Origin of the sequence: Cellulomonas sp. HD19AZ1, from assembly GCF_004535805.1 — a bacterium.
Lineage (GTDB): Bacteria > Actinomycetota > Actinomycetes > Actinomycetales > Cellulomonadaceae > Cellulomonas > Cellulomonas iranensis.
Genome location: NZ_SPHX01000002.1, coordinates 20,997 through 45,443 on the forward strand (window position 1 = coordinate 20,997; position 24,447 = coordinate 45,443).

Annotated in this window: 22 protein-coding genes; 7 read left to right on the forward strand and 15 right to left on the reverse strand. The window is 75.9% G+C overall.

All coding sequences use genetic code 11. The features are described from left to right. Nucleotides 1-70: 70 nt before the first annotated feature. From E4A51_RS03675 to infC, 8 genes are all read right to left on the reverse strand, one after another. Complete coding sequence (locus tag E4A51_RS03675) at nt 71-5,050, reverse strand: ExeM/NucH family extracellular endonuclease (RefSeq protein WP_134850928.1); 4,980 nt, start codon at nt 5,048-5,050, stop codon at nt 71-73. Nucleotides 5,051-5,321: 271 nt separating this feature from the next. Further along, nucleotides 5,322-7,901, reverse strand: coding sequence for a phenylalanine--tRNA ligase subunit beta (gene pheT, locus E4A51_RS03680; RefSeq protein WP_070319919.1), 2,580 nt, complete (start codon nt 7,899-7,901; stop codon nt 5,322-5,324). A gap of 1 nt (nt 7,902) precedes the next feature. Next, on the reverse strand, nt 7,903-8,976 hold the full coding sequence (gene pheS / locus E4A51_RS03685) for a phenylalanine--tRNA ligase subunit alpha (RefSeq protein ID WP_070319918.1): 1,074 nt from the start codon (nt 8,974-8,976) through the stop codon (nt 7,903-7,905). 272 nt (nt 8,977-9,248) lie between these two features. Then, nucleotides 9,249-9,887, reverse strand: a complete 639-nt coding sequence (gene thpR, locus E4A51_RS03690) for an RNA 2',3'-cyclic phosphodiesterase (protein WP_134850929.1) — start codon at nt 9,885-9,887, stop codon at nt 9,249-9,251. A 94-nt stretch (nt 9,888-9,981) separates the two neighbouring features. Further along, nucleotides 9,982-10,812 (reverse strand): RNA methyltransferase, encoded by an 831-nt coding sequence (locus E4A51_RS03695; RefSeq protein ID WP_082740074.1) that lies wholly within the window; start codon nt 10,810-10,812, stop codon nt 9,982-9,984. A 127-nt stretch (nt 10,813-10,939) separates the two neighbouring features. Next, nucleotides 10,940-11,323, reverse strand: coding sequence for a 50S ribosomal protein L20 (rplT, locus tag E4A51_RS03700; RefSeq protein ID WP_046528209.1), 384 nt, complete (start codon nt 11,321-11,323; stop codon nt 10,940-10,942). 63 nt (nt 11,324-11,386) lie between these two features. After that, entirely contained in the window at nt 11,387-11,581 is a 195-nt protein-coding gene (rpmI, locus tag E4A51_RS03705; protein WP_046528208.1) for a 50S ribosomal protein L35, read from the reverse strand. Between the two features lie 89 nt (nt 11,582-11,670). Next, complete coding sequence (gene infC / locus E4A51_RS18950; RefSeq protein ID WP_370297453.1) at nt 11,671-12,786, reverse strand: translation initiation factor IF-3; 1,116 nt, start codon at nt 12,784-12,786, stop codon at nt 11,671-11,673. Nucleotides 12,787-13,160: 374 nt separating this feature from the next. On the opposite strand from infC, the gene E4A51_RS03715 reads away from it, so the two are divergent. From E4A51_RS03715 to E4A51_RS03730, 4 genes are all read left to right on the forward strand, one after another. Further along, nucleotides 13,161-13,574: a Fur family transcriptional regulator gene (locus E4A51_RS03715; protein WP_046528207.1), complete on the forward strand. Its 414-nt coding sequence runs from the start codon at nt 13,161-13,163 to the stop codon at nt 13,572-13,574. Nucleotides 13,575-13,642: 68 nt separating this feature from the next. Beyond that, the gene (locus E4A51_RS03720; RefSeq protein ID WP_070320380.1) at nt 13,643-15,148 is read left to right on the forward strand and encodes a catalase; all 1,506 of its coding nucleotides are present in this window, start codon (nt 13,643-13,645) and stop codon (nt 15,146-15,148) included. A gap of 120 nt (nt 15,149-15,268) precedes the next feature. Next, on the forward strand, nt 15,269-15,643 hold the full coding sequence (locus E4A51_RS03725) for a DUF1844 domain-containing protein (RefSeq protein WP_062102499.1): 375 nt from the start codon (nt 15,269-15,271) through the stop codon (nt 15,641-15,643). 412 nt (nt 15,644-16,055) lie between these two features. Continuing rightward, a complete protein-coding gene (locus tag E4A51_RS03730) occupies nt 16,056-16,559 on the forward strand; it encodes an FBP domain-containing protein (protein WP_046528204.1) in 504 nt (167 codons plus the stop codon). 3 nt (nt 16,560-16,562) lie between these two features. Here E4A51_RS03730 and E4A51_RS03735 read toward each other — a convergent pair whose 3' ends face one another. After that, complete coding sequence (locus E4A51_RS03735) at nt 16,563-17,897, reverse strand: MFS transporter (RefSeq protein WP_134850931.1); 1,335 nt, start codon at nt 17,895-17,897, stop codon at nt 16,563-16,565. A 158-nt stretch (nt 17,898-18,055) separates the two neighbouring features. Here E4A51_RS03735 and E4A51_RS03740 point away from each other — a divergent pair, with 158 nt between their 5' ends. The 3 genes from E4A51_RS03740 to E4A51_RS03750 are packed head-to-tail and all read left to right on the forward strand — an operon-like array spanning nt 18,056 to nt 19,855. Next, complete coding sequence (locus E4A51_RS03740) at nt 18,056-18,706, forward strand: hypothetical protein (RefSeq protein ID WP_087509905.1); 651 nt, start codon at nt 18,056-18,058, stop codon at nt 18,704-18,706. Next, the gene (locus E4A51_RS03745) at nt 18,703-19,431 is read left to right on the forward strand and encodes a S1C family serine protease (protein ID WP_070320377.1); all 729 of its coding nucleotides are present in this window, start codon (nt 18,703-18,705) and stop codon (nt 19,429-19,431) included. Before E4A51_RS03740 ends, E4A51_RS03745 begins: the two co-directional genes overlap by 4 nt. A gap of 22 nt (nt 19,432-19,453) precedes the next feature. Then, a complete protein-coding gene (locus tag E4A51_RS03750; RefSeq protein WP_070320376.1) occupies nt 19,454-19,855 on the forward strand; it encodes a hypothetical protein in 402 nt (133 codons plus the stop codon). Nucleotides 19,856-19,903: 48 nt separating this feature from the next. On the opposite strand, the gene E4A51_RS03755 is transcribed toward E4A51_RS03750, so the two are convergent. From E4A51_RS03755 to E4A51_RS03780, 6 genes are all read right to left on the reverse strand, one after another. Beyond that, nucleotides 19,904-20,632, reverse strand: coding sequence for an SseB family protein (locus tag E4A51_RS03755; protein WP_134850932.1), 729 nt, complete (start codon nt 20,630-20,632; stop codon nt 19,904-19,906). Next, complete coding sequence (gene priA, locus E4A51_RS03760; RefSeq protein WP_070320374.1) at nt 20,629-21,381, reverse strand: bifunctional 1-(5-phosphoribosyl)-5-((5-phosphoribosylamino)methylideneamino)imidazole-4-carboxamide isomerase/phosphoribosylanthranilate isomerase PriA; 753 nt, start codon at nt 21,379-21,381, stop codon at nt 20,629-20,631. The genes E4A51_RS03755 and priA overlap by 4 nt, the downstream gene beginning before the upstream one ends. A gap of 52 nt (nt 21,382-21,433) precedes the next feature. Beyond that, nucleotides 21,434-22,081 carry an imidazole glycerol phosphate synthase subunit HisH gene (gene hisH / locus E4A51_RS03765; protein ID WP_070320373.1) on the reverse strand — a complete coding sequence of 216 codons (648 nt, stop codon included), beginning with the start codon at nt 22,079-22,081 and terminating at the stop codon, nt 21,434-21,436. An 82-nt stretch (nt 22,082-22,163) separates the two neighbouring features. After that, nucleotides 22,164-22,643: a hypothetical protein gene (locus E4A51_RS03770; protein ID WP_070320372.1), complete on the reverse strand. Its 480-nt coding sequence runs from the start codon at nt 22,641-22,643 to the stop codon at nt 22,164-22,166. Beyond that, the gene (hisB, locus tag E4A51_RS03775) at nt 22,640-23,263 is read right to left on the reverse strand and encodes an imidazoleglycerol-phosphate dehydratase HisB (RefSeq protein ID WP_070320371.1); all 624 of its coding nucleotides are present in this window, start codon (nt 23,261-23,263) and stop codon (nt 22,640-22,642) included. The genes E4A51_RS03770 and hisB overlap by 4 nt, the downstream gene beginning before the upstream one ends. Beyond that, on the reverse strand, nt 23,260-24,351 hold the full coding sequence (locus E4A51_RS03780) for a histidinol-phosphate transaminase (protein WP_046530473.1): 1,092 nt from the start codon (nt 24,349-24,351) through the stop codon (nt 23,260-23,262). Before E4A51_RS03780 ends, hisB begins: the two co-directional genes overlap by 4 nt. Nucleotides 24,352-24,447 lie beyond the last annotated feature (96 nt).

Below are 24,447 nucleotides of genomic sequence, written 5' to 3' on the forward strand. Positions count from 1 at the left end.
CCCGGCGCACGACGGAGGGGCCCGCCCTCACCGGGCGAGCCCCTCCGTGCCGTGCGGCGGTGCGGTCGCGTCAGCCGCGGACCGACACCGTGCGGCTCGTGCTGCCCGCGACGTTCGTCGGGTCGGACGGGACGAACACCGCGGTGAGGCGGTGCGTGCCGCTGCCGAGGTCGCGCGGCACCGTGCCGACCGCGACGCCGAGCACGACGTTCGCGCGCGCCACGACCCGGTCGCCCTCGCGCAGCTCGACCGTGCCGGACGGCATGCGCCACGTGTCGAGGGCGACGGTCGCGACCCACGCCGACGGCACCCACCGGGGCAGCGGCGACTGCACGACGCTCAGCGTCGTCGTGCTGGTCGCCTGCTCGACCGTGACGGTCACCGGCTCCGACTGCGAGCCCGCGACCGCGTCGGTCCCGGCCCACCGGGCCACGACCTCGTAGGTCCCCGCCGCCGTGTCCGCCGGCAGCGTGAACGTCGCGCGGCCGTCGCGCAGAGCGGCCGTGCCGAGCACCTCGTCGCCGACGACGAACTCGACCGCACCCGTCACCGGGGCGTCGGCCGTGACCGTCGCGACCAGGCGCACGCGCTGCCCCCACGTGCCGTGCACGTGCGAGTCGGGCGAGGCCGTGAGCGTCGTGGTCGACGCGGGCAGACCCACCTCGACCGTGACGGGCACCGTCGCCGTCGTGCCGCTGGGTGCGGCCACGACCGTCAGCGCGTGCTCACCGGGCTCGACGCCCGCGGGCACCGTGACCGTGACCTGGGCCGACGCGTCGGGTCCGTCGCCCCGCACGAGCGGGAACGACCCGAGCGACTGCTCGCCCCACAGCACCTCGACCGCGGTGTTCTCCGGGGCCCCGAGGCTCGTGAGGTTGATCCCGCCGACCGTGAACGTCAGCTCGTCGCCCGGTGCCACCGGCGCGTCGAGCGCGGGCACCGACACCGCGCGCTCGGCGAAGTCCGGCGTCAGCCCCGGGTGCGCCTGCAGGTACGCGATCCACGCGTCACGGTCGATGAGGCCCGAGTCGGCCGTGGCCGTGCCCTGCGAGAACACCCGGAAGTTGTCGCCGCCCTGCGCGAGGAACGAGAAGGTGCCGATGCGGTACTCCCCCGCCGGGTCGATCGGCGCGCCGTCGACCGTGACCGACGTGACGCGGTCGCCCAGCGGCCGCGTCGCGTCGTACGTGTACGCGACGTTGTCCGACAGCCCGAGCTGCAGGTACGGGCGGCTCGGGATCGTGCCGTCCGGGTTGGTCTGCCACTGCTGCTCGAGCATCGTCACCACCTGGTCGCCCGTGAGGGTCGTGGTCCAGAGGTTGTTGACGAACGGCAGCACCGCGTTGGCCTCGGCGTACGTGATGGTGCCGTCGGGCGCGTACAGCAGCTCGGAGCGCAGGCCGCCGGGGTTGACGACGCCGATGTCGGCTCCGCCGCGCTCCGGCGAGGCGAGCGTGTCGAGCAGCGCGTCCGCCACGAGGTTGCCGAGCGCCGACTCGCGGCTGCGGTCGTCCCGGCCCGTCGTCGTGCCCGGAGCCGAGCCCTGGTACACGCCGCCGACGTACGCGCCGCCGCTGAACGCGGTCGTGACGTCCGCCGTGACCGAGCCGACCGACTGCGCACCGACCTCGTTCGCGTACGCGAGCGCGGCGTCGACGATCGTCTTGACCTCGGCGACGCGCGGGAACGCCGCGACCAGGTCGGCGTCGGCCGTCGTGGTGCGCGCGACGTTCTCCGCGGTCACGGCCGTGACCTCGTCCGCGTCGCGGTCGTACGTCAGCACGACCTTGCCGAGGAGCTCGCCGTAGGACCCGGTCTGCACGACCGGGCGCTCGACGTCGCCGTTCGACGCGAGCCACGCGTACTGCTTGTGCGTGTGACCCGTGAAGATCACGTCGACCGCGGGGACCGTCTCGCTGACGATCGCCGCGAACGCGCCGCCCGCGGCGACCTCCTCCTCGAGGGTCGCGCCGTCGGGCGTCCCGGCGCCCGCGCCCTCGTGGTACTGCGCCACGATGACGTCGGCCTCGCCGTTGGCGGGGTCGCCGTCCGTGAGCTGCGCCGCGACGCGGTTGACCGCCTCGACCGGGTCGCCGAAGTCGAGGTCGGCGATGCCGCCCGGCGTCACGAGCGTCGGGGTCTCCTGCGTGACCACGCCGATCACGGCGACGCTCACGCCACCCATGTCGAGCAGCGCGTACTCGTCGAGCGCGGGCGTCGCGGTGCCCTTCTCGTAGACGTTCGCGCCCAGGTACGGGAACTCCGCGTTGTCACCACCGGCGATCACGCGGTCGACGAGGTCGTCGTAGCCCTTGTCGAACTCGTGGTTGCCGACCGCCGACGCGCGCAGGTCCAGCGCGTTCAGCACGTCGATCGTCGGCTGGTCGTCCTGCACGGCCGACGCGAACAGCGACGCACCGATGTTGTCGCCCGCCGACAGGAAGGCCACCGGGCCGTCCGCGGCCGCGCGCTGCTGCTCGACGGTCCCCGCGAACTTCACGGTGTTGGCGTCGATGCGCCCGTGGAAGTCGTTGATGTTGAGGAACGTGAGGTCGACCGGGCCGGTGTTGTCCTCGCCCGCGGCGAAGCCCACCTTGACGGGGTTGTGGTCCGACGACCGGTACGGGTCCGGTGCGTAGAACGACGTGCCGTGGTAGTTGAACCGGCTGTACTCGAGCGCGATCGACTCCTCGGCGTTGATGCCCCACACGTCCGCGCCGGTCGCCCGGGTCGCGGCCGCCTCGTTGAGCAGCACGTGGTCGAGCGAGCCCGACAGGCCCTGGAACGCGTACGAGTGCTCACCCGGCGCGAGCTGCGCCGCGGCGTTGACGTAGCCCACGTCGTACAGCACCTGCAGCGGGTCCTCGTGCGTGTACGAGTTGAAGTCACCGACCAGCGCGACCGCCGTGGCGTCGCCCTGCACGGTGGGCACCCAGTCGCGCAGCGCGGTCGCCTGGCGCACGCGCGACTCGTTCGACGCGCCCTGCCCGTCGCCCGTGTCGCGGTCGCCCGGCCAGGGGCCGGCCGAGCTCTTGGACTTGAAGTGGTTCACCACGACGAGCAGGGGCTCGCCGCCCGCGGCCGGCGTGAAGACCTGGCCGATCGGCTCGCGCGCGTTGCCGAACGCCTGGTCGTCGCCGCCCTGGTCGCCCAGCGCGCGGGGGTCGCCCGTGGGCGTCGCCGCGGCCGGCCGGTAGATGATCGCGTTGGTGATGACGTCCTGCTCGGCCGCGGGCGGCAGCTCGGCGGACGACGGGACGTACGCCCACGTCCCGGCGCCGGCGGCCTCGTTGAGCGCGTCGACGAGCGTCGCGAGCGCCGCGTCGGGCGTGCCCGTGACGCGTGCCGAGTTCTCGATCTCGAGCAGGCCGACCACGTCGGCGTCGAGCGCCGTGATGGCCGCGACGATCTTGTCCTGCTGCCGCTCGAGGTCCGCCTTGTCCCACGCGCCGCGCTGGTCGCAGCCCTCGCGGACCGTGACCGGCTCACCCGTGGGGTCGCGGTACGGCACGCACGCGGGGTTCTCGTCGCCGAGCGTCGTGAAGTAGTTGAGGACGTTGAACGAGGCCACGCTCAGGTCGCCGCCCACGGCCGCGGGTGCCGCGGTGCGGGTGTCCTCGAACGTCGCGGGCGCGGGCCCGCCCGCCACGACCGGCGCGGTCGGGCTGAGCTTCCACGCGTTGTTGCGGTAGTCGACGACGACCGGGTCGGTGAACTGCACGGCCGCGCCGATCCGCACGGGGTTGTCGAGCGACACGTACGGCGGCGTCAGCGCGCCGTTGCCGGGCGCGAGGAAGTTGGTCGACGCGCCGTCGTCGAGCACGACGCCGCGGGCGGCGTTGTCGGCGACGACCGCCGCGGCCTCGGGCGTGCCCGGGCGTGCGACGTCGGTCGGCTGCAGCAGCGGCGTCGTGCCGACCGCGAGCGCGACCTCGCCGTACTGGTTGGTCGTGTACGTGTTCGAGACCGTGAGGTCGCCGGTCGGCAGGTACAGCATCGACTCGAGCGCCTCGCGCGCCGCCGCGTCCGCGGGCCACGTGCCCTGCACGGGCGTCGGCGCGTCGGCGGCCGGGAGCTGCTCGAGCGCCGCGGCACCCTCGACCGCGATCTGCGTGAGGCCGAAGTACTCGGCGACCTGCCCGGTCACGCGCACGTGCTGCCCGGTGGACACCTGCCCGACGGTCGACGGCGAGTACACGAACACCGCCTCGGACCCGGTACGCCCGGTGGTGTCGCCCCCGCCCGAGCCCGGGGTCTGCAGCACGTAGCCGTCGTAGCCACCGGTCGCGTACACCGCGGTGACGACGCCGGACGTCGTGACCGTGCGGCCCGCGAGAGGCGACGCGTCGCCGGTGCCCTGCACCTCGGCGATCGTCACGGTCGTCGGCTCACCGGGTTCGCCGGGCTCGCCCGGTCCCGTGCCCGCCGGCGTGGGCGTCGGCGTCGCGGCGCGGAAGTCCGCCGCGTTGTCGGCCGTGTGCGTGTGCGCGTCGTCGCGCTGCACCGACGTCGCGTTCGTCGTCGCGGGCGCCGGGGCGGTGCCGGCGAACGACGACGCGGTCGGGCCCCAGCCCAGCAGGTCCACGACCGTGTCGACCTGCGCGCACCCGGTCGAGCACGTCAGCGCCGCGGTGCCCTGCACGAGCGCGACCTTGCCGTTCGTGCCGCTCATGGCGACGTTCGTGCCCTCGAGGTCCACCGGCACGTCGGGCGCCGCGGTGTTCGCGCCGAACGCCTGCCCGACCACGAACGTCGAGCCGGCGGGCACGCTGCCGGACAGCGGCGTGACCTGCCACGACGCGCCCGTCACGGACGCGTACTGCAGCGAGTACCCCGCGAGGTCCACGGGGGCGTCGCCCGTGTTCACCAGCTCCACGAAGTCCCGGTCGAACGGGGCGCCGGAGTTGCCGCCACCCCCGTACACCTCGTTGACCAGCAGGGTCGCGTCGGTCGACACCGCCGCGCTCGCGGCTCCGGCGGCTGCCACACCGCCGGTGAGCACCAGGGCGAGCGCGGTGAGCGCTCCGGTGGCCGTTCGTCTGACGTGCACGCAGATCTCCTCCGTCGGGCGCAGCGAGGGGTCGTGGTGACCACGCCTCGTCGCGCGGGCAGGCGGCCGCACCTGGACGGCCGTCCTCACCCTGTGGGGTCCGTCCCTTTCGCCGCAACTACCCGACAGTAACTATCTGGTGAACTCGTCCGACGACGCCCCGGTTCGTCCGCATTTCGCGGTGCCGAGCGGGGCGCGACACGGCGCAGGGACGACGCAGGCCGGCCCCGGGAGCACCCGGGACCGGCCTGCGGTGAGACGGAACCGTCCGCTACGCGCGCAGCTCCGCGCCGACGCGCGCGTGCGCCTCGGCCACGACCGCGTCACGCACCGCCGCGGTCTCGGCAGCCGTGAGCGTGCGGTCCGGCGCACGCAGGCGCAGCGCGAACGCGAGCGACGTGCGCCCCTCGCCGATCTGGTCGCCCGTGTAGACGTCGAACAGCCGCACGTCCTCCAGCACGTCGCCCGCGGGGCTCTGCTCGACACCCGCACGGACCGCGGCCAGCACGTCCGCCGCCGGGACGTCGGACGCCACGACGAGCGCGACGTCCTCCTTGGCGACCGGGAAGGTCGAGACCGGGGCGGCCTCGACGGGCGCGTCCGACGACTCCGCGAGCAGCGCCGTGAGGTCGACCTCGAACGCGACCGCGCGCGCCGGCAGGTCGAGCGCCGCGACCACCTGCGGGTGCAGCTCGCCCGCGTGCCCCACGACCGCGCCCGTCGGCGCCGTGAGGCGCGCGCACCGACCCGGGTGGAACGGTGCACGCTCGCCGTCGGCCGCGACCGCGAGCTCGACGCCCACGCGCTGCGCGACGCGCTGCACGAGCGCGATCGCGTCCGCGTGGTCCGCGCGGCGGCCGGGACCCCAGTGCCCGGACGGCTCGACGAGCCCCGTGAGCACGCCCGCGACGTGCAGCGGCTGGTGCGGCACGGCCGCCTCGACGGTCGCGAGCACGTCGTCCGCGGGACGCACGCCCCCGGGCAGCCGCGGCGCGACCCCGCCGTCCGCACCCGGGAGCGTCACCAGCCCGAGCTCGAACACGCCGAGGTCGGTCGTGCCGCGCGCGACGTTGCGACGCGCGGTCTCCAGCAGCGTCACGAGCAGGTCGGTGCGCATCAGCGGCTGACCGTCGGCGAGCGGGTTGACCAGGCGCACCGCGTGGCGCCGCTCGTCGTCCGCGGCCAGCCCGAGCGCGTCGAGCTGCGCCGCCGAGACGAACGGGTAGCTCAGCACCTCGACCATGCCGGCGGCCGCGAGCGCGTCGGCGACCGCGCGGCGCTGCCGCTGACCGCGCGTGAGCCCCCGGCCGACGGGTGCGGGCGGCACGACCGACGGGATCGCGTCGTACCCGCGCAGCCGGGCGACCTCCTCGACCAGGTCGACGCCCGCGACGAGGTCCGGACGCCACGTGGGCGCCGTGACCCGCCACGGCACGGCCGACGCGTCGACCGTGCAGCCGATCTCCTCGAGGGTCGCGCGCACCTCGTCGTCCGTGTACGGCACGCCGACGAGCCGCCCCGCCTGCGCGGGGTCGAACGCGACCGGCGCGGGCGCGCCCGTGCGGTCGACGTCGGTGAGCGCGTCGTCGACCGTGCCGCCGCCGTGCTCGACGAGCAGCGCCGCCGCGCGCGCGACCGCGACCCGTGCGAGCCGCGGGTCGACGCCGCGCTCGAACCGCTTGGAGGCCTCCGAGGTCAGCCGGTGCCGCCGCGAGGACCGCGCGACGCTCACGGCGTCGAAGTGCGCGGCCTCGAGCAGCAGGTCCGTCGTGCCGTCCGACACCTCGGAGTCCGCGCCGCCCATGACGCCCGCGATCCCGAGGACGCGCGCCGCGCGCCCCCCGGTCGAGTCGGTGACCAGCAGGTCCTGCGGGTCGAGCGTGCGCTCGACGCCGTCGAGCGTCGTCGTGCGCTCCCCCGCCCGCGCGCGCCGCACCACCACGGGCGCCGTCAGCGTCGCGAGGTCGTAGGCGTGCATGGGCTGGCCCAGGTCGAGCATCACGTAGTTCGTCACGTCGACCGCGAGGCCGATGGGCCGCATGCCGGCCTGCGTGAGGCGCCGCTGCAGCCACGCCGGCGACGGCGCGGACGCCGCGACGCCGCGCACGACCTGCGCGACGAACCGGTCGCAGCCCGGCACGTCGTGGATGCCCGCGTCGTCGTCGATCTCGACGCCGAACCCCGCGGGCCGCTCGCGCAGCACGTCGTCGGACGGCAGGCCGAGGTCCGTGAAGCGCGCACCCGTCGAGTGCGCGTACTCGCGCGCGACGCCGCGCATCGAGAAGCAGTAGCCCCGGTCCGGGGTCACGTTGATCTCGAGCACCTCGTCGGCCAGGCCCAGCAGGCGCAGCGCGTCGGTGCCGGGCGCCGTCACGTCGTCGCCGTGGCCGAGGCGCGACAGCACGATGATCCCGTCGTGGTCCTCGCCCAGCCCGAGCTCGCGGGCCGAGCAGATCATGCCGTCCGACACGTGCCCGTACGTCTTGCGCGCCGCGATCGGGAAGGGCCCGGGCAGCACGGCGCCCGGCAGCGCGACGACGACGCGGTCGCCCACGCCGAAGTTGTGCGCGCCGCACACGATGCCGCGCGCGACCGTCGGCTCGCCGGCCTCGTCGAGGTCGTTGTGCGCCCCGACGTCGACGCGGCACCAGTTGATCGTCTTGCCGTTCTTCTGCGGCTCGGGCGTCAGCTCGAGCACCTGGCCGACGACGAGCGGGCCCGTCACGCCCGAGGTGTGGATCGCCTCCTCCTCGAGCCCCACACGCACGAGGTCCGCGGCGAGCGTCTCGGCGGTGAGGTCGGCGGGCAGCTCGACGTGGTCGCCGAGCCAGGTCAGCGGGATACGAGGCATGTCAGATCACCGTCCGGAACTGCTGGGAGAAGCGCACGTCGCCCTCGACCATGTCGCGCATGTCGGCGATGCCGTGCCGGAGCATGAGCGTGCGCTCGATGCCCATGCCGAACGCGTACCCCGAGTACACGTCGGGGTCGACGCCGCACGCGCGCAGCACGGCCGGGTTGACCATGCCGCAGCCGCCCCACTCGATCCACCCGGGCCCGCCCTTCTTCTGCGGGAACCACAGGTCCATCTCGGCGGACGGCTCCGTGAACGGGAAGAACGACGGACGCAGGCGCGTGCGCGCCTGCGGCCCGAACATCGCCCGCGCGAAGTGGTCGAGCGTGCCCTTGAGGTGCGCCATCGTCAGGCCCTTGTCGACCGCGAGGCCCTCGACCTGGTGGAAGACGGGCGTGTGCGTCGCGTCGAGCGCGTCGGTGCGGAACACCTTGCCGGGGCACGCGATGTACACGGGCACGCCGCGCTCGAGGAGCGTGCGCGCCTGCACGGGCGACGTGTGCGTGCGCAGCACGAGGCCCGAGCCGTCCTCCGGCACGTCGGCGCCGGCGGGCGGCGCGACGAAGAACGTGTCCTGCATCTGACGCGCCGGGTGGTCGACGCCGAAGTTGAGCGCGTCGAAGTTGAACCACTCGGCCTCGAGCTCGGGGCCCTCGGCGATCTCCCAGCCCATCGCGACGAACACGTCGGCGATGCGCTCCGAGAGCGTCGACAGCGGGTGGCGCGCGCCGAGCGGGTGGCGCTCGGCCGGGAGCGTGACGTCGACGGACTCCTCGACGAGCACGCGCGCGTCGCGCTCGGCCTCGAGCTCGGCCGTGCGCGCCGCGATCGCGGCGTTGACGCGCCCGCGCGCCTGCCCGACGAGCCTGCCCGCGGCCGCCTTGTCGGGGCCGGGCAGCGCGCCGATCGCGCGGTTCGCGAGCGCGAGCGGGCTCGCGTCACCCGTGTGCGCGAGGCGGGCGGACTTGAGGGCGTCGAGGTCGCCGGCGGCGGCGACGTCCGCGAGCGCGGCGTCGACGGCCGCGGCGACGCCGTCGGCGTCGAGCGGGGACAGCGTGGTGTCGCTGGTCATGGGGACCTTCCAGGACGGTTCCGGGCGGTCGGCACCCGCGGGTGCGGGCCTCGACCGGCGGCCGGACGCGGTGCTGGGCGCACGCACGTCGGCCGGCTGGGCAGTCTAGTGGCGCCCGGCCCGGGGCGGCCGGGGCGTCCGAAGGACGTCAGCGGCCGGCGTCGGCGTGCAGGTCAGCGCACGCGGCCCGGGACGGGCCGCGGAAATCGGTGACCACCCGCCGTGCGGGTGCGCTCGACCGCGCTCATGCCGTCATGCTGCCACAGCCCGGGTCAGCGGCCGAGCGGACACCGCGCGAGCGGCGCGTACAGCGGCCCGCCGCCACGCCCTTCGCCCGGGCGCGACTCGACGAGCGTGATCTCGTCCACGGTCCACACCGGCCCCTGGTACACCGCGAGCGCCTGCACGAACGTCTCCGCGGGTCCCGGGTCGTCGAACCGGGCCCTGTCCCGGCCCGGCCCCCGCGCACCGGGGGGCGTGCCGCGGTGCCGCGCCGGACGACCCGCTGGCCGCACGCGTCCCACCGTGAGGTGCGGACGGTGCCGCACACGGGGGTCGGGCGGTGCGCCGTGCGCGTCGCCCGCCGCACGGGCCGCGGCCGCGAGCGCGGTGGCCGCGGCGACGTCGCCGCCCGCGCCGACCCACAGCGTGCGGTGCGCGAAGACACCGGCGCCCGCGAGCCGCAGGTCGAACGGCGCGAGCGCGGTCGCGTGCGCCGCGAGGTCGGCCCCCAGCGCGTCGACGACGGCGTCGGGCAGCGTCCCGTAGAACGCCGACGTCAGGTGCCACGCGTCGCGCGCGGTCCACCGCACCGCGTCGTCGGGCCCGCTGCGGGCGCGGACGGCGCCCAGCGCGAGGTCGAGGTGGTCGAGCACGTCGTCGGGCGGCCACACCGCGGCGAACAGTCGCATGCGGTCAGCCTGCCAGGGCGCGCCCCGGCACGGCAGGTCTCGCGCCGCGCGACGCGGACCGTCCGCTCGGCGTCCGGCCCCGGGCGCTCGGCGGTCAGCGCTGCGCGCGCCCCGACGCGTACAGGCAGACCGCCGCGGCCGTCGCGAGGTTGAGCGACTCGGCGCGCCCGCGCAGCGGCACCCGCACGACGGCGTCGGCGAGCGCGAGGTCCTCGTCGCGCAGCCCCCACGCCTCGTTGCCGAAGACCCAGGCCGTGGGCGCCGCGAGGTCGGGCACGCCCTGCGGTGCCCGCCCCGCGACGTCGAGCAGGTCGTCGAGGTCGTGCGCACCCCCGCCCGCCGCGGCGAGCACCGCGACCCCGGCGTCCCGCAGCGCCGCGACGACGTCCGGGAGCTCGGGCCCCGTGACGACCGGCAGGTGGAACAGCGAGCCCGCCGTCGAGCGCACCACCTTGGGGTTGTGCACGTCGACGCTGCTCGCCGTGAGCACGACCGCGTCGGCGCCGGCCGCGTCGGCCGCGCGCAGCACGGTGCCCGCGTTGCCGGGGTCGCGCACGTGCGCGAGCACCGCGACGAGCCGGGGCGCGCCCGCGACGACCGCGTCCAGGCCGGCGTGCACGAGGTCCGCGACCGCGACCAGGCCCTGCGCGTCGGCGCTCATGGCGTCGACCACCTCGGGCGTCGCGAGGCGCACGCGCACGCCGCCGGCGTCGGCCGCGGCCAGCACGTCGGCGTACCGCTGCGCCGCGTCGGGCGTCGCGTACAGCTCGTGCACGCACCCACCGCCGGGAGCGACGGCCTCCCGGACGGCCTGCGGCCCCTCGACGAGGAACCGGCCGTGCCGGCGCCGCGCGGACCGGTCGGCGAGCGCGCGCACCGCCTTGACGCGGTCGGCGCGGGGGTTGCTCAGCAGGTCGTCGGCCACGGCCCCATCATCCCCGAGCCGCGGGGACGGCGTCACCGCGGGGGGACGACGACGCCCCCGCCGTCACGAGGACGGCGGGGGCGTCGGTGCTGCGGTGCCGGCGGTCAGCCGACGGTGCGCGGCGAGGTCACGCGGCGCTGGGCGCGTTGACGTCCTCGGGGAGGGCGGCCTTGGCGACCTGCACGAGCGCGGTGAACGCGGCGGCGTCGTTGACGGCCAGGTCGGCCAGGACGCGACGGTCCACCTCGACGCCCGCGAGGCGCAGACCCTGGATGAGACGGTTGTACGTCAGACCGTTCTCACGCGAGGCCGCGTTGATGCGCTGGATCCACAGCTTGCGGAAGTCGCCCTTGCGCGCCTTGCGGTCGCGGTAGGCGTACACCAGCGAGTGGGTGACCTGCTCCTTGGCCTTGCGGTACAGGCGCGAGCGCTGTCCGCGGTAGCCGCTCGCCCGCTCGAGGGTCGACCGACGCTTCTTCTGGGCGTTGACCGCCCGCTTCACGCGTGCCACGTGATGCTCCTTGCCTTGTCCGGGGCTCGGTGCCTCCGCCTGGGCGCTGACGCGCCGAGGGGGTCAGCGGCCGAGCAGCTTCTTGATCTTGGGAGTGTCGGCGGGCGAGACGACGACGTCACCGGCGATGCGGCGGGTGCGGCGGCTCGACTTGTGCTCGAGCAGGTGGCGACCACCGGCCTGCTCGCGCATGACCTTGCCGGTGCCGGTGACCCGGAACCGCTTCTTGGCACCGGAGTGCGTCTTGTTCTTCGGCATGGCTGCCGTCTCTCCTTGTCGTTCGCATCGCACGGTCGTGCGACTCGGGGGTTCGTCCGGGCGCCGCGGGGCGGCACCCGTGCGGTGTGTCAGCCGGCGTCGCCGCCGTCGCCCGTGGCGCGCGGGCCGGGCCGCGGCGCGGGCTTGGGCGCCGCGCCGGGGCGCGGTGCGGGCCGGGCGGCCGGGGTCGGCGTGGCCGACGCCGGCCGCGGCGTGCTGGGACGCGCGGCCGGGCGCGGCGAGGCCGCGGGACGCGGGGCCGACGCGGCGGGGCGCGGGGCCGACGCGGCCGGACGCGGCGCGGACGACGCGGCCGGACGCGGCGCGGACGACGCGGGGCGCGGCGACGACGCGGGACGCGGGGCGGCGGCCGGGCGCGACGCGGGCGCCGGCTCGGCGGCGGCCGGAGCAGCCGCGGGCGCGGGCGCCGTCTCGACGGGCGCCTGCTCGGCGGCGGGCGTCTCCTCGACCTCGATCGTCTCGTCGACGGTCTCGAGCGTGTCGTCGACGGTCTCGTCGGACGCCTCGCGACGCGGGCGCTCGTCGCGCGACTGCGCGGCGCGGCGCTCCTTCTGCTGGTCGGCCTTCTTCTTGGTCGGGCCGAGCACCATGATCATGTTGCGCCCGTCCTGCTTGGGCATGCTCTCGATGAAGCCGAGCTCGGCGACGTCGGCGGCGAGCCGCTGCAGCAGGCGCACGCCCATCTCCGGGCGCGACTGCTCGCGGCCGCGGAACATGATCATGACCTTGACCTTGTCGCCGGCCGCGAGGAAGCGCTCGACGTGACCCTTCTTGGTCCCGTAGTCGTGCGGGTCGATCTTCAGACGGAAACGGATCTCCTTGAGGATCGTGTTCGTCTGGTTCCGACGCGCCTCACGGGCCTTCATGTCGGCCTCGTACTTGAACTTCCCGTAGTCCATGATCTTGCACACGGGCGGACGGGCGGTCGGCGCGACCTCGACCAGGTCGAGGTCCGCGTCCTGGGCAAGGCGCAGCGCGTCCTCCAGGCGCACGATGCCGACCTGCTCCCCCTGGGGGCCGACGAGTCGGACCTCGGAGACGCGGATCCGATCGTTGATGCGGGGCTCGCTGATGTGGTGCTCCTCGGGTGAGTCGTGATGGACCCCAGGAACGAGGAAGGCCCCCGTCCTGGGCACAGGAGGAGGCCATGTCCGGTCGCGGCGGCCTCCCTCGCGGGCGACCACCGTGCGGTCGGCGGGCGAGCCCGACGACCGGCGACTGGGACCCGGTCCCTGTCGCCGGACGAGCCGGACGGGCGGGACCCAGGTGGGACGTGACTCCACTTGTGCATCCGTGCCGCCGCGGGTCCCCGACACCGGCACGGAGGTCCTGGGCCGTCCGGCCGGGGCCGGTCGACGAGGTGCCGTGCGGGGACGAGGGCGCGCGGTAGCGCGGAACAGTCCCGACAACCATACCAGAGCTCGAGCGCGACCCCCCCGACCCCTCCGCACCCCTCCTCGGCACCCCGCCCTCACCCCGCGGCACCCGGCGCCTCGCACGGGAGACCTGGACGCTCGTCAGACTTGAACGATTCCAGAAACCATGATCGGGTGGGACCGTGACCGACACCGACCTGCTGCGGCAGCACGGGCTGCGGGTGACCGCTCCCCGGCTCGCCGTGCTCGACGCGCTCGAGGCGCACGCGCACCTCGACGCCGACGAGGTGCTGCAGCGCGTCCGCACGACCCTGCCGACCGTGTCGGTGCAGGCCGTCTACGACGTGCTGCACGCCCTCGCCGGCGTCGGGATGCTGCGCCGCATCGAGCCCGCGGGGCACCCCGCGCGCTACGAGCGCCGCACGGGCGACAACCACCACCACGTCGTGTGCCGCACGTGCGGCACCGTCGACGACGTCGACTGCGTCGTCGGGCACGCACCGTGCCTGGCCCCGAGCTCGACGTCGGGCTTCACGGTCGACACGGCCGAGGTCACGTTCTGGGGCCTGTGCCCCGCCTGCCGGTCCGCCGGCTGACCCACCCGGTGCCGTCCCTGCCGGCACCCGCGGGCGTCCGCGCCCGTCCCGACGAAGGAGGAGCCCCCGTGCCCCACGTCCCGCCCACCACCACGAACTCCGGTGCGCCCGTCGCGTCCGACGCGCACTCGCTCGCCGTCGGCGCCGACGGCCCGATCGTCCTGCACGACCACTACCTGGTCGAGAAGCTCGCGCAGTTCAACCGCGAGCGCGTGCCCGAGCGCGTCGTCCACGCCAAGGGCGGCGGCGCCTTCGGCACGTTCACGGTGACGCACGACGTGTCGGCGTACACGCGCGCGGCCCTGTTCCAGCCGGGTGCCACGACCGAGATGCTCGCGCGCTTCTCGTCGGTCGCCGGCGAGCACGGCTCCCCCGACACGTGGCGCGACCCGCGCGGCTTCGCGCTGAAGTTCTACACGACCGAGGGCAACTACGACCTCGTCGGCAACAACACGCCCGTGTTCTTCCTGCGCGACGGCATCAAGTTCCCCGACTTCATCCGGTCGCAGAAGCGCCTGCCGGGCTCGAACCTGCGCGACAACGACATGCAGTGGGACTTCTGGTCGCTGTCGCCCGAGTCGGCGCACCAGGTCACCTGGCTCATGGGCGACCGGGGCCTGCCGCGGTCGTGGCGCACGATGGACGGCTTCGGCTCGCACACCTACCAGTGGGTCAACGCGGCCGGCGAGCGGTTCTGGGTCAAGTACCACTTCCAGACCCAGCAGGGCATCGACAACCTCACGGCCGACGAGGCCGCGCAGCTCGCGGGGTCCGACGCCGACCACCACATCCGCGACCTGTTCGAGCACATCGCCGACGGCGACTTCCCGCGCTGGACGCTGCGCGTGCAGGTCATGCCGTACGAGGACGCGAAGACCTACCGGTTCAACCCGTTCGACCTCACCAAGGTGTGGCCGCACGCCGACTACCCGCTCATCGACGTCGGCGTCATGGAGCTCAACCGGAACCCCGAGAACCACTTCGCGCAGATCGAGCAGGCGACGTTCGCGCCCAGCAACTTCGTGCCCGGCATCGGCCCGAGCCCCGACAAGATGCTGCTCGCGCGGATCTTCTCCTACGCCGACGCGCACCGGTACCGCGTCGGCACCAACCACGCGCAGCTGCCGGTGAACGCGCCCCACGCCGAGGTGCACTCGTACTCGAAGGACGGCGCCGCGCGCTACGCGTTCCCGCCCGCCGACCGCCCGGTCTACGCGCCGAACTCGCTCGGCGGCCCCGCCGCAGACCCGGCGCGCGCGGCCGAGACCGGCGGCTGGGAGTCGGACGGCGAGATGGTCCGCGCCGCCGCGACCCTGCACCCGCAGGACGACGACTGGGGCCAGGCCGGCACCCTCTACCGCGACGTGTTCGACGACGCCGCGCGCGAGCGGTTCCTCGAGACGATCACGGGCCACGTCGGCGCCGTGCGCAGCGACGAGATCCGCGCGCGCGCCGTGCAGTACTGGACGAACGTCGACGCCGGGCTCGGCGCCGCGCTGCGGGCCGCGCTCGTCGCCGCCGGCGCGCCGGTCGAGGCGGGCGAGCCCGGGACGGCCAGCACGCCCGTCGCCTGACGCCCGCGTCCCGACGCAGCCCGACGACGGCCCGCACCCCACCGGGTGCGGGCCGTCGTGCGTCCACCGCAGCTGCCCGCCGGGTGCGGGCGGGCACCGCACCGGTGAGAGGATCGGGGCATGAGCGACTCGCCCGCCCACGACGCGCCGGACCCGACCGCCGAGGCGGTGCGCGACATCGCCGACGTCGCCGCCGTGGAGGTCATCACGACCGCCGCCGTCCACCTCATGAGCGCGGCCGCCGTCAAGTGCGGGCTCGCCGAGGACGACGCGGACGGCGCCGGTGCGCGGCACCGCGACCTCGACGAGGCGCGCAAGCTCATCACGGCCCTCGCGGCGCTCGTCACCGCGTCGGCGCCCGACATCGGCAACCAGCACGCGCGCTCGCTGCGCGACGGCCTGCGCTCGCTGCAGCTCGCGTTCCGGGAGGCGTCGCCGTTCCCGGACGCGCCGGGCGAGGGGCCCGGCGAGGCGTTCACCGGCCCGGTCTCCTGACCGCTCTGCGAGCACCCTCCTGAGCGCACGCGGGAATCCGCGCGACGCCACTCCGGCCACGGGCGTACCCTCGACGAGGCGCGCACCACGTGCGGGCCGTCGACCGACCGGAGGAGCGAGCATGCGGTGCGTGACCGCGGGGAGCGAGGTGGCCGTGCAGGCCTGCTCGGGCGTCCCCCGTCGCCGCACCGCCGTCTCCTGAGCGCCCGGGCACCGTCCCGCACGCTGGCGCGCCGTCCTCGCGCACCCTCGACGGGTGCCGACGACGCGCCGACCGCACCCGCGGTCCCCGTGACGGCCGGTGGCGGCCCCGCCCGCCCTGCCGTCGTCCCCCGGCCCGCCCGCGCCCGTCCCCGGTCGCGGCGCACCGTGGTGGGACGACGGTCCCCGCCGCACGGAAGACCGAGAACCCATGCTCCCCCTGACCGAGAAGCAGCTGCGCTCCGCCCTCGTCAACGCCTCGCGCCGCGAGGCCGCCGACGCGACCCTCCCCGACCTGACGACCCTCGACTGGGACCGCCTCGACTACCTGGGGTGGCGCGACCGCCGCGCGCCCCTGTCCGCGTACGTCGTGCTCGAGCTCGACGGTGCGCCCACGGGCGTGCTGCTGCGCGCGTCCGACGCGTCCCGTGCCCGCCGCCGTGCCGTGTGCGCGTGGTGCGAGGACGTCGTCGTGACGGACGACGTCACGCTGTACGTCGCGCGGCGCGGCGGTGCGTCGGGGCGGCGCGGCAACACGATCGGCACGTTGATCTGCACGGACTTCACGTGCTCGCGCAACGTGCGGCGGCCACCGACCCGCACCGAGGCCGGGTCCGACGCCGAGGCGATGCGCGAGCTGATCGTCGAGCGGCGCGTCGCGGGCCTGCGCGAGCGCTCCGCGCGGTTCGTCGCGGAGATCCTCAGCACGCGCTGAGCGTCATGGCGCGGTCGGCGTGTGCCCCCGAGGGGCCGCACCGGCCGCGCCGTCGCGCGCACCGACCGGGTCGTCGACGACGACCTCGGCGGGCGTCTCGGCGGCGGGCGACGTGACGACGGCCGGCGACGACGGCACGGCCGGCACGTCGTCCGCCGCGCCCGCCGGCGCCAGGAGGGCGGGCCTGCGACGGCGCACCGCGACCACGACGAGCCCGAGGCCCGCGACGCCGCCGCCCACGACGGCCGCCGTGAGGAAGCCGCCGCCCGCGCCCACGTGGTCGATGACCCACCCGCACAGCGGCGCGCCGAGCGCGTTGCCGACGGTCTGCATGGTCCCGCTCCACCCCATGACCTCGCCGCGGCGCTGCTCGGGGACCAGCCGCACGAGCGTCGCGTTGATGGACGACAGCGCGGGCGCGCACGGCAGGCCCGCGACGAACACGGCCGCCGCGAGAGCGACCGGGCCCTGCACGAACGCGGCCGGGAGCGTCGCGGCGGCGAGCACCGCGACGAGCAGCAGCGGTGACGGCTGCCGCGGGCTCGCGCCGTGCAGCAGGCCGCCGACGGCCGACCCGCCGGCCCACAGCGCGATCATCCAGCCGACGTCCGTGGCGCGCCCGGCGTCGTTGAGCGCCGCGACGAGCGACACGTCGGTGCCCATCAGCACGAACGACGCGGCGGCGGCCGCGAGCAGCACGACCAGCAGGTGCGCGGACAGCACGCGCGTGCCGGGCGGCAGCGGCGCGTGCTCGACGCCGGCCGTGCGCGTCGGGGGGTTCGCCCACAGCAGCAGCAGGCCCGCGGCGACGGTCGCCGACCCGACCACCGTGAGCGCGAGCGCGCTCGACCCCTGCGTCACGAGCAGCACGCCGAGGACGGGGCCGAGCATGAACGTGAGCTCGGTGAAGACCGAGTCGAGCGCGTAGGCCGCCTTCTGGTGCGCGGGCGGCACGAGCACCGCGAGCGACTGCCGCGTCACGGAGAAGACGGGCACGAGGAAGACGCCCGCGACGAACGCCGCGGCGATCAGCGGCACGTACGCGAGGTGGGGCGCCGCGAGCCAGACGCCCGACTCGACCACCACCGACGGCAGGACGGCACGGCGCAGCCCCACCCGGTCGACGAGGCGACCGCGCCACGGCGCGCCGATCGCGAGGCCCACGGTCATCGCCGCGGCGACGACGCCCGCACGCGCGTACCCCTCGTCGAGCGCCGTGACGACGTGCAGCGTCAGCACGACGCCGGTCGTCGCGTGCGGCACGCGCGCGACGAGCGAGACGAGGAACAGCCGCAGCACGCCGGGCAGGCGCAGCACGTCGCGGTACGAGGAGATCACGAGTCCGTATCGTCACACGCCGCGCACCGTGCCCCGGTCCGCCCGTCCCGGGCGCACCGCAGCGACCTGTCCGGCTCGTCCCGTCCCGTCCGGAGCGCACCCGTCGCGCGCGGCGCGACTGCGCCCGACGTCACACGTCGCACGCCTATCCTGGGGCGATGAGCGGCCCGAGCGGACCCGTCCCCTCCCCCGGACCCCAGCCCCCTGCCGTCCCGCCGTCGGTGCCGCCGGGCGGCTGGCCGGCCGCGGCGCCGAGCCCGCAGCCGGCACCCACGGACGCTCCCCCGCCCGCGCGGCGCCGGCGCCCCGCGGTCGCGGTCCTCGCGGTGCTGCTGGTGCTCACGCTGGTCGGCGCGGGCGTGCTCGGCACGTACCTGTGGCGCACGAGCGACTCGTGGCGCGACGCCGCGGCGGACTGGGAGGCGCTCGCGCGCGAGCACGGTGCGCAGGTCGCGCAGACGCAGGCCGACCTCGAGGCGACGTCGTCCGAGCTCGAGGCGACCCGCGGCCAGCTCGCGACGGCGCAGACCCGCATCACCGAGCTCGCGGACGAGAAGGCGCAGCTCGGCGACACGACGGCCGCGCAGCAGCAGCTCGCCGACTACCAGACGCGCGTCTCGCGCGCGGCGGGCGACGTCGCGACGGCGCTGACGAACTGCATCGACGGTCAGAAGCGCCTCATCGAGTACCTCGGCGACACGTCGCGCTACGACGCGGACGACCTCGCGCGGTTCCGCGCGGACGTCGAGCGCGTGTGCGGCGCGGCGACCGACGCGAACGCGGCGCTGCAGCGGGAGCTCGCGCGGTGAGCCGCCGCGTGGGCGCGGCGACGCTCGTGGGCGTGCTCGCGCTGGCCGGGTGCGCGGCGCTGCCGCAGCCCGCGCCGCCCGTGCCGGGCAGCGTCGTCCCGAGCAGCGCGCCCGCGCCGTCCGCGAGCGCGGACGGTTCGCAGCTGTCGCCCGACGGCTTCGACGCCGCGCAGCGCATGGCCGTGCGCATCCGGAACATCGGGTGCGGGGCGCTGTCGACCGGGTCGGGGTTCGCGGTGGACGAGCACACGCTCGTGACGAACCGGCACGTCGTCGCGGACTCCGCCGAGCTCGAGCTCAGCACGTACGACGGCCGGGACGTCACCGCCGAGGCCGCGAGCACGGCCGCCCTCGCGGACCTCGCGGTCGTGCGGACGGTCGACGCGCTGCCCGCCGCACCCGTGCTCGCCGACGCGGACCCGGCCGTGGGCGACCCCGTGACGGTCGTCGGGTACCCGCTGGGGCGTCAGCTGACGGTGACCGACGGCCGCGTCGTGGGTGCGGTCACGGACCCCCTCAACGAGAACCTGGGCGAGGTGCTCGTGACCGACGCGCCCGTCGAGCCCGGGTCGTCCGGGTCGGCGGCGCTCGACGCCGAGGGACGCGTCATCGGCGTGGTGTACGCCAAGAACGCCGACGACATGAGCTTCCTCGTGCCCGTGAGCACGCTGCGCGACCTGCTGGCCGACGAGACGGCCTTCGCACCCGCACCCGCGTGCGGGTGACCCCACCGAGAGGACGCACGACATGGGTGACCACCGCCTCGACCCCGCCGCGCTGACGCGCTCCGCCGACGACACGTTCACGGTCCGCCGCGTGTTCGGCGAGCCGTACGAGCGGGACGGTGCGCTCGTCGTGCCCGTCGCGCGCGTCACGGGCGCCGTGGGGACGGCGACCGCGACCGGGGACGGCGGTGTGCGCGGCCCGCGGCGCGACGACGACCGCGGCGCCGGGCCGTACGGCACCGGCGACGCCGGTGCGGGCGCGTTCGGCACGCACGTCAAGGCGGTCGGCGTGTTCGTCGTCGACGACGACGGTGCGCACTGGCACCCGGCGCTCGACCTCAACCGCGTGATCCTCGGCGGGCAGCTCGTGGGCGCGGTCGTCGGGTGCGCGTTCGCGCTCGCGTGGGCGCTGCGGCGTCGCTGAGACGACCCGCCGGCGTCCGCTGGGACGACCCGCCGCGGGCGAGGCCGCTCAGGCCGTGCGGACCCGCAGCTCGAGCGAGTCGACGCGCGCGGCGACGTCGGGGTGCTGCGCGAGCGCCGCGTTGACCTGACCGAGCACGCGGTCGAGCGCGGCGCGGTCGAGACCGGGCAGCACCGCGAGCTCGACGGCGACCTCGGCGCGCGTCCCGGGCACCGCGTCGGCGCCCGCGACGAGGCGCACGCCGGCCACGGCGTCGCGCACCGCGGCGCGGACGGCGTCGTCGACCCGGCCCGCGCGCACCGCCGGGCGCCACGGATGACCCTGCGCGAGCGCGTAGACGGCCGTGCGCGGCAGCACCGCGGTGACCGGTCCGCCCGCGTCGAGGACCATGACCTCCCAGCCCTCGGTGACGGCCGAGAGCGCGGCGCGCGCGACGTCGGACGGCACCGGGCGCGCGTCGGCGCGCCAGCGGGTCATCGCCGCGACGCCCGTGAAGACGGGCAGCGCCGTGCGGCCGTCGGGCGTGCGCAGCGCGACGACGCCGGCCGACGCCTCCTTGTCGACGGTGTGGGCGTGGCCGTCGTGCTCGACGACGCCCTCGACCTCGAGCTCGGCCAGCACGGGCACGAGCACGCGCGTCGGCGCGAGCGCGGCCACGACGTCCGCGAGCTCGGCGCCGCCGTCGGCGTACCGTGCGAGCGTCGCCGTGAGCGCGGGGTCGGCCGAGCCGTCGTCGCCCGCGAACGGTGACGACGGCGGCAGCGCGCGGCCGGTCACGGGCGCCCGGCGACGTCCAGCGCCTGCGGCAGCGTGAACGCACCCGCGTACAGCGCCTTGCCGACGATCGCGCCCTCGACGCCCGCCGGCACGAGCGTGCGCAGCGCCGCGACGTCCTCGAGGCTCGAGACGCCGCCCGACGCCACGACCGGCGCCGACGTGCGCGCGCACACCTCGCGCAGCAGGTCGAGGTTCGGGCCGCGCAGCGTGCCGTCCTTGGTGACGTCGGTGACGACGTACCGCGCGCAGCCCGCGTCGTCGAGGCGCGCGAGCACCTCCCACAGGTCGCCGCCCTCCTGCGTCCAGCCGCGGGCCGCGAGCGTCGTGCCGCGCACGTCGAGACCGACGGCGATCTGGTCGCCGTGCGACGCGATGACCCGCGCGGTCCACTCGGGGTCCTCGAGCGCGGCCGTGCCCAGGTTGACGCGCGTCGCACCCGTCGCCAGCGCACGCTCGAGCGACGCGTCGTCGCGGATCCCGCCCGACAGCTCGACCTTGACCCCCTTGGCGGCGAGCTCGGCCGCGACCTTGCCCAGCAGCACCGCGTTGGTGCCGCGCCCGAAGGCGGCGTCGAGGTCGACGAGGTGGATCCACTCGGCACCGCCCGCGTACCAGTCGAGCGCCGCGGACAGCGGGTCGCCGTACGACGTCTCCGAACCGGCCTCGCCCTGCACGAGGCGCACGGCCTGGCCGTTCGCGACGTCGACGGCGGGCAGCAGCTCGAGCCGGGGCTCACGCGTGGGTGTCATGGGTCCTCTCCGGGTGGGGTCCGCGCGCGCCGGAGGCGGGTGCGGGCGGTGCTCAGCGCAGCGAGCCGACCCAGTGGGACAGCAGCTGCGCGCCGGCGTCGCCGGACTTCTCGGGGTGGAACTGGGTGGCCGACAACGGCCCGTTCTCGACCGCGGCGACGAAGCGCCCGCCGTGGTCGGACCACGTGACGAGCGGCGGCGGGAGCGGGTGCTCGCCTGCGGCCGGCGCGTCGTGCAGCGGGAAGGTGCGCGCCGCGTAGGAGTGCACGAAGTAGAAGCGCTCGTCGGCGAGCCCGTCGAACAGCACCGAGCCCGCGGGGGCGTCGACCGTCGCCCAGCCCATGTGGGGCACGACGTCGGCCTCGAGGCGGTCGACGACGCCGGGCCACTCGCCCAGGCCGTCGGTGCGCACGCCGTGCTCGACGCCCTCGCCGAACATCACCTGCATGCCGACGCAGATGCCGAGCACGGGACGTCCGCCCGCGAGTCGGCGGTCGACGATCTGGTCGCCGCCCACGGCGCGCAGACCGGCCATGACGGCCGCGAACGCGCCGACGCCGGGGACCACGAGCCCGTCGGCCTCGAGCGCGGCCTGCTTGTCGGCGGTCAGCTCGACGTCGGCGCCGACGCGGGCGAGGGCCCGGACGGCGGAGCGCACGTTGCCGAAACCGTAGTCGAGGACGACGACGCGAGGAGACACCCGGACAGGCTACCCGCGCCCCGGTCGGCGCCCGTCGGGCGTCCGTCGGGCGGACGTCGGGCCGACGCGCCGCGCCGGCGCGTCAGCGGCGGTGCGCCGCCAGCATGCGCATGGCCTTCCACCGCGACAGCCCGACCGACGTCACGACACCCTCGAGCTCGCCCACCGGCACGTCGCCGAGCAGCAGGTCCTCGAGCACCGGGGGCGCGCCGGACAGCACGAGTCCTGCCGGCAGGTCCTTCTCGCGCGCACCGCCGACCCACTGCGACGCGGCGATCTTGCCCTCGCGCCGCTCGAGCAGGACCACCGGCACCTGCCGCAGCAGCCGCGACACGGCACCGGCCGCCTCCGAGCCGGCCGCCGGGTCGCGGACCACCGCGAGCGCGCCGATCGGCGAGGGCACGGCGTCGACGTCGACCTTGGCGAGCGAGCACGCCGCCGCGAGCGCGTCGGCGACCGCCACCTGCGTGACGACCACGGCGACGGTCGGCGGCTGCTCGGCCGTCAGGGACGACAGGTCGTCGGGGACCTCGACGCCGTCGAGGTCGTCCGTGCCGCTCACAGGGCCCCCTTGGTGGACGGCACGCCGTCCACCCGCGGGTCGAGCGCGACCGCGGTGCGCAGCGCGCGCGCGAGCGCCTTGAACTGCGCCTCGACGATGTGGTGCGGGTCGCGGCCCGCGAGCACGCGCACGTGCACCGTGAACGCCGCGTGGTGCGCGATCGACTCGAGCACGTGCGCCGTGAGCGAGCCCGTGAAGTGGCCGCCGATGAGGTGGTACTGCTGCCCCTCGGGCTCGCCCGAGTGCACGAAGTACGGCCGGCCGGAGACGTCGACGACCGCGTGCGCGAGCGCCTCGTCGAGCGGCACGGTCGCGTCGCCGTAGCGCACGATGCCGCGCTTGTCGCCCAGCGCCTCGCGCAGCGCCTGCCCCAGCACGATCGCGGTGTCCTCGACCGTGTGGTGCGCGTCGATGTGCGTGTCGCCCTGCGCGCGCACGGTGAGGTCGATCAGCGAGTGCTTGCCGAGCGCCGTGAGCATGTGGTCGTAGAACGGCACGCCCGTGTCGATCTGCGTGCGTCCCGTGCCGTCGAGGTCGAGCTCGACCACGACGCTCGACTCGCTCGTGCCGCGCTCGACGCGCGCCGTGCGACGGCCCGTCCCGCTGGGCTCCCCGCTCATCGTCCCGTCACCTCCACCAGGGCGTCCGTGAACGCCGCCGTCTCCGCCGGGGTGCCGACCGACACCCGCAGCCACCCCTCGGGGCCCGTGACGCGCACGAGCACGCCCCGGTCGAGCAGACCCTGCCAGACCGCGTCGCGGTCGTCGAACCGGCCGAACAGCACGAAGTTGGCGTCCGAGTCGGCCGCCTCGAACCCGCGGCCGCGCAGCCACGCGACGAGCGCGTCGCGCTCGTCGCGCAGCGAGCCGACCTGCGCCATGAGCTCGGGCGCGTGCGCGAGCGCGGCGCGCGCGACGGCCTGCGTCACGGCCGACAGGTGGTACGGCAGGCGCACGACCCGCAGCGCGTCGACGAGCGCGGGCGCGGCCGCCAGGTAGCCCACGCGGGCGCCGGCGAGGCCGAACGCCTTCGACATCGTGCGGCTCACCGCGAGGTGCGGGTGCTCCGCCAGCAGCTCGAGCGCCGACGGCGTGCCGGCACGCCGGAACTCGCCGTACGCCTCGTCGACGACGACCACGCAGCCGCCGGGCACGCGCGCCGCCGCGTCGAGGACCGCGCGCACGGTGGCGGCGGGCAGCGCGGTGCCCGTGGGGTTGTTGGGGCTCGCCAGCAGCACGACGCTGGGGGCGTGCTCGGCGATCGTCGCGCGCGCGTGCTCGGGGTCGAGCGTGAAGTCCTCCGCGCGTCGCCCCACGACCCACCGGGTCGAGGTGTCGCGCGCGTACTCGGGGTACATCGAGTACGTCGGCGCGAACGACAGCGCCGTGCGCCCCGGGCCGCCGAACGCCTGCAGCACGTGCAGCATGATCTCGTTGGAGCCGTTGGCGGCCCACACCTGGGCCGGCGTGAGCGCGACGCCGGACTCGGCGAGCAGGTACGCGGCGAGGTCGGCCCGCAGGTCCGCGAAGTCGCGGTCGGGGTACCGGTTGAGCCCGCGCGCGGCCTGCGCGACGGCCGCGGCGACGTCGGCGACGACCTGCTCCGACGGTGCGTACGGGTTCTCGTTGACGTTGAGCAGCACGGGCACGTCGAGCTGCGGCGCGCCGTAGGGCTCGAGGCCCGCGAGCTCGGGGCGCAGCGGCAGCACCGCGCCGGGGGCGCCGGCCGCGCCGCCCGTCGACGGGTCGGTCGAGGGGACGGTCGACGGGTCGGGCGGGAGGTCGGACGAGACGGTCACGCCCCG

Coding starts and splice junctions, on each gene's coding strand:
- pheT (WP_070319919.1), bottom strand. CDS start 7,901: ATGCCTCGTATCCCGCTGACCTGGCTCGGCGACCACGTCGAGCTGCCC.
- pheS (WP_070319918.1), bottom strand. CDS start 8,976: ATGACCAGCGACACCACGCTGTCCCCGCTCGACGCCGACGGCGTCGCC.
- thpR (WP_134850929.1), bottom strand. CDS start 9,887: ATGCGACTGTTCGCCGCGGTGTGGCCGCCCGACGACGTGCTCGACCAC.
- rpmI (WP_046528208.1), bottom strand. CDS start 11,581: ATGCCGAAGAACAAGACGCACTCCGGTGCCAAGAAGCGGTTCCGGGTC.
- E4A51_RS03725 (WP_062102499.1), top strand. CDS start 15,269: ATGAGCGACTCGCCCGCCCACGACGCGCCGGACCCGACCGCCGAGGCG.
- E4A51_RS03730 (WP_046528204.1), top strand. CDS start 16,056: ATGCTCCCCCTGACCGAGAAGCAGCTGCGCTCCGCCCTCGTCAACGCC.
- E4A51_RS03740 (WP_087509905.1), top strand. CDS start 18,056: ATGAGCGGCCCGAGCGGACCCGTCCCCTCCCCCGGACCCCAGCCCCCT.
- E4A51_RS03750 (WP_070320376.1), top strand. CDS start 19,454: ATGGGTGACCACCGCCTCGACCCCGCCGCGCTGACGCGCTCCGCCGAC.
- priA (WP_070320374.1), bottom strand. CDS start 21,381: ATGACACCCACGCGTGAGCCCCGGCTCGAGCTGCTGCCCGCCGTCGAC.
- hisB (WP_070320371.1), bottom strand. CDS start 23,263: ATGAGCGGGGAGCCCAGCGGGACGGGCCGTCGCACGGCGCGCGTCGAG.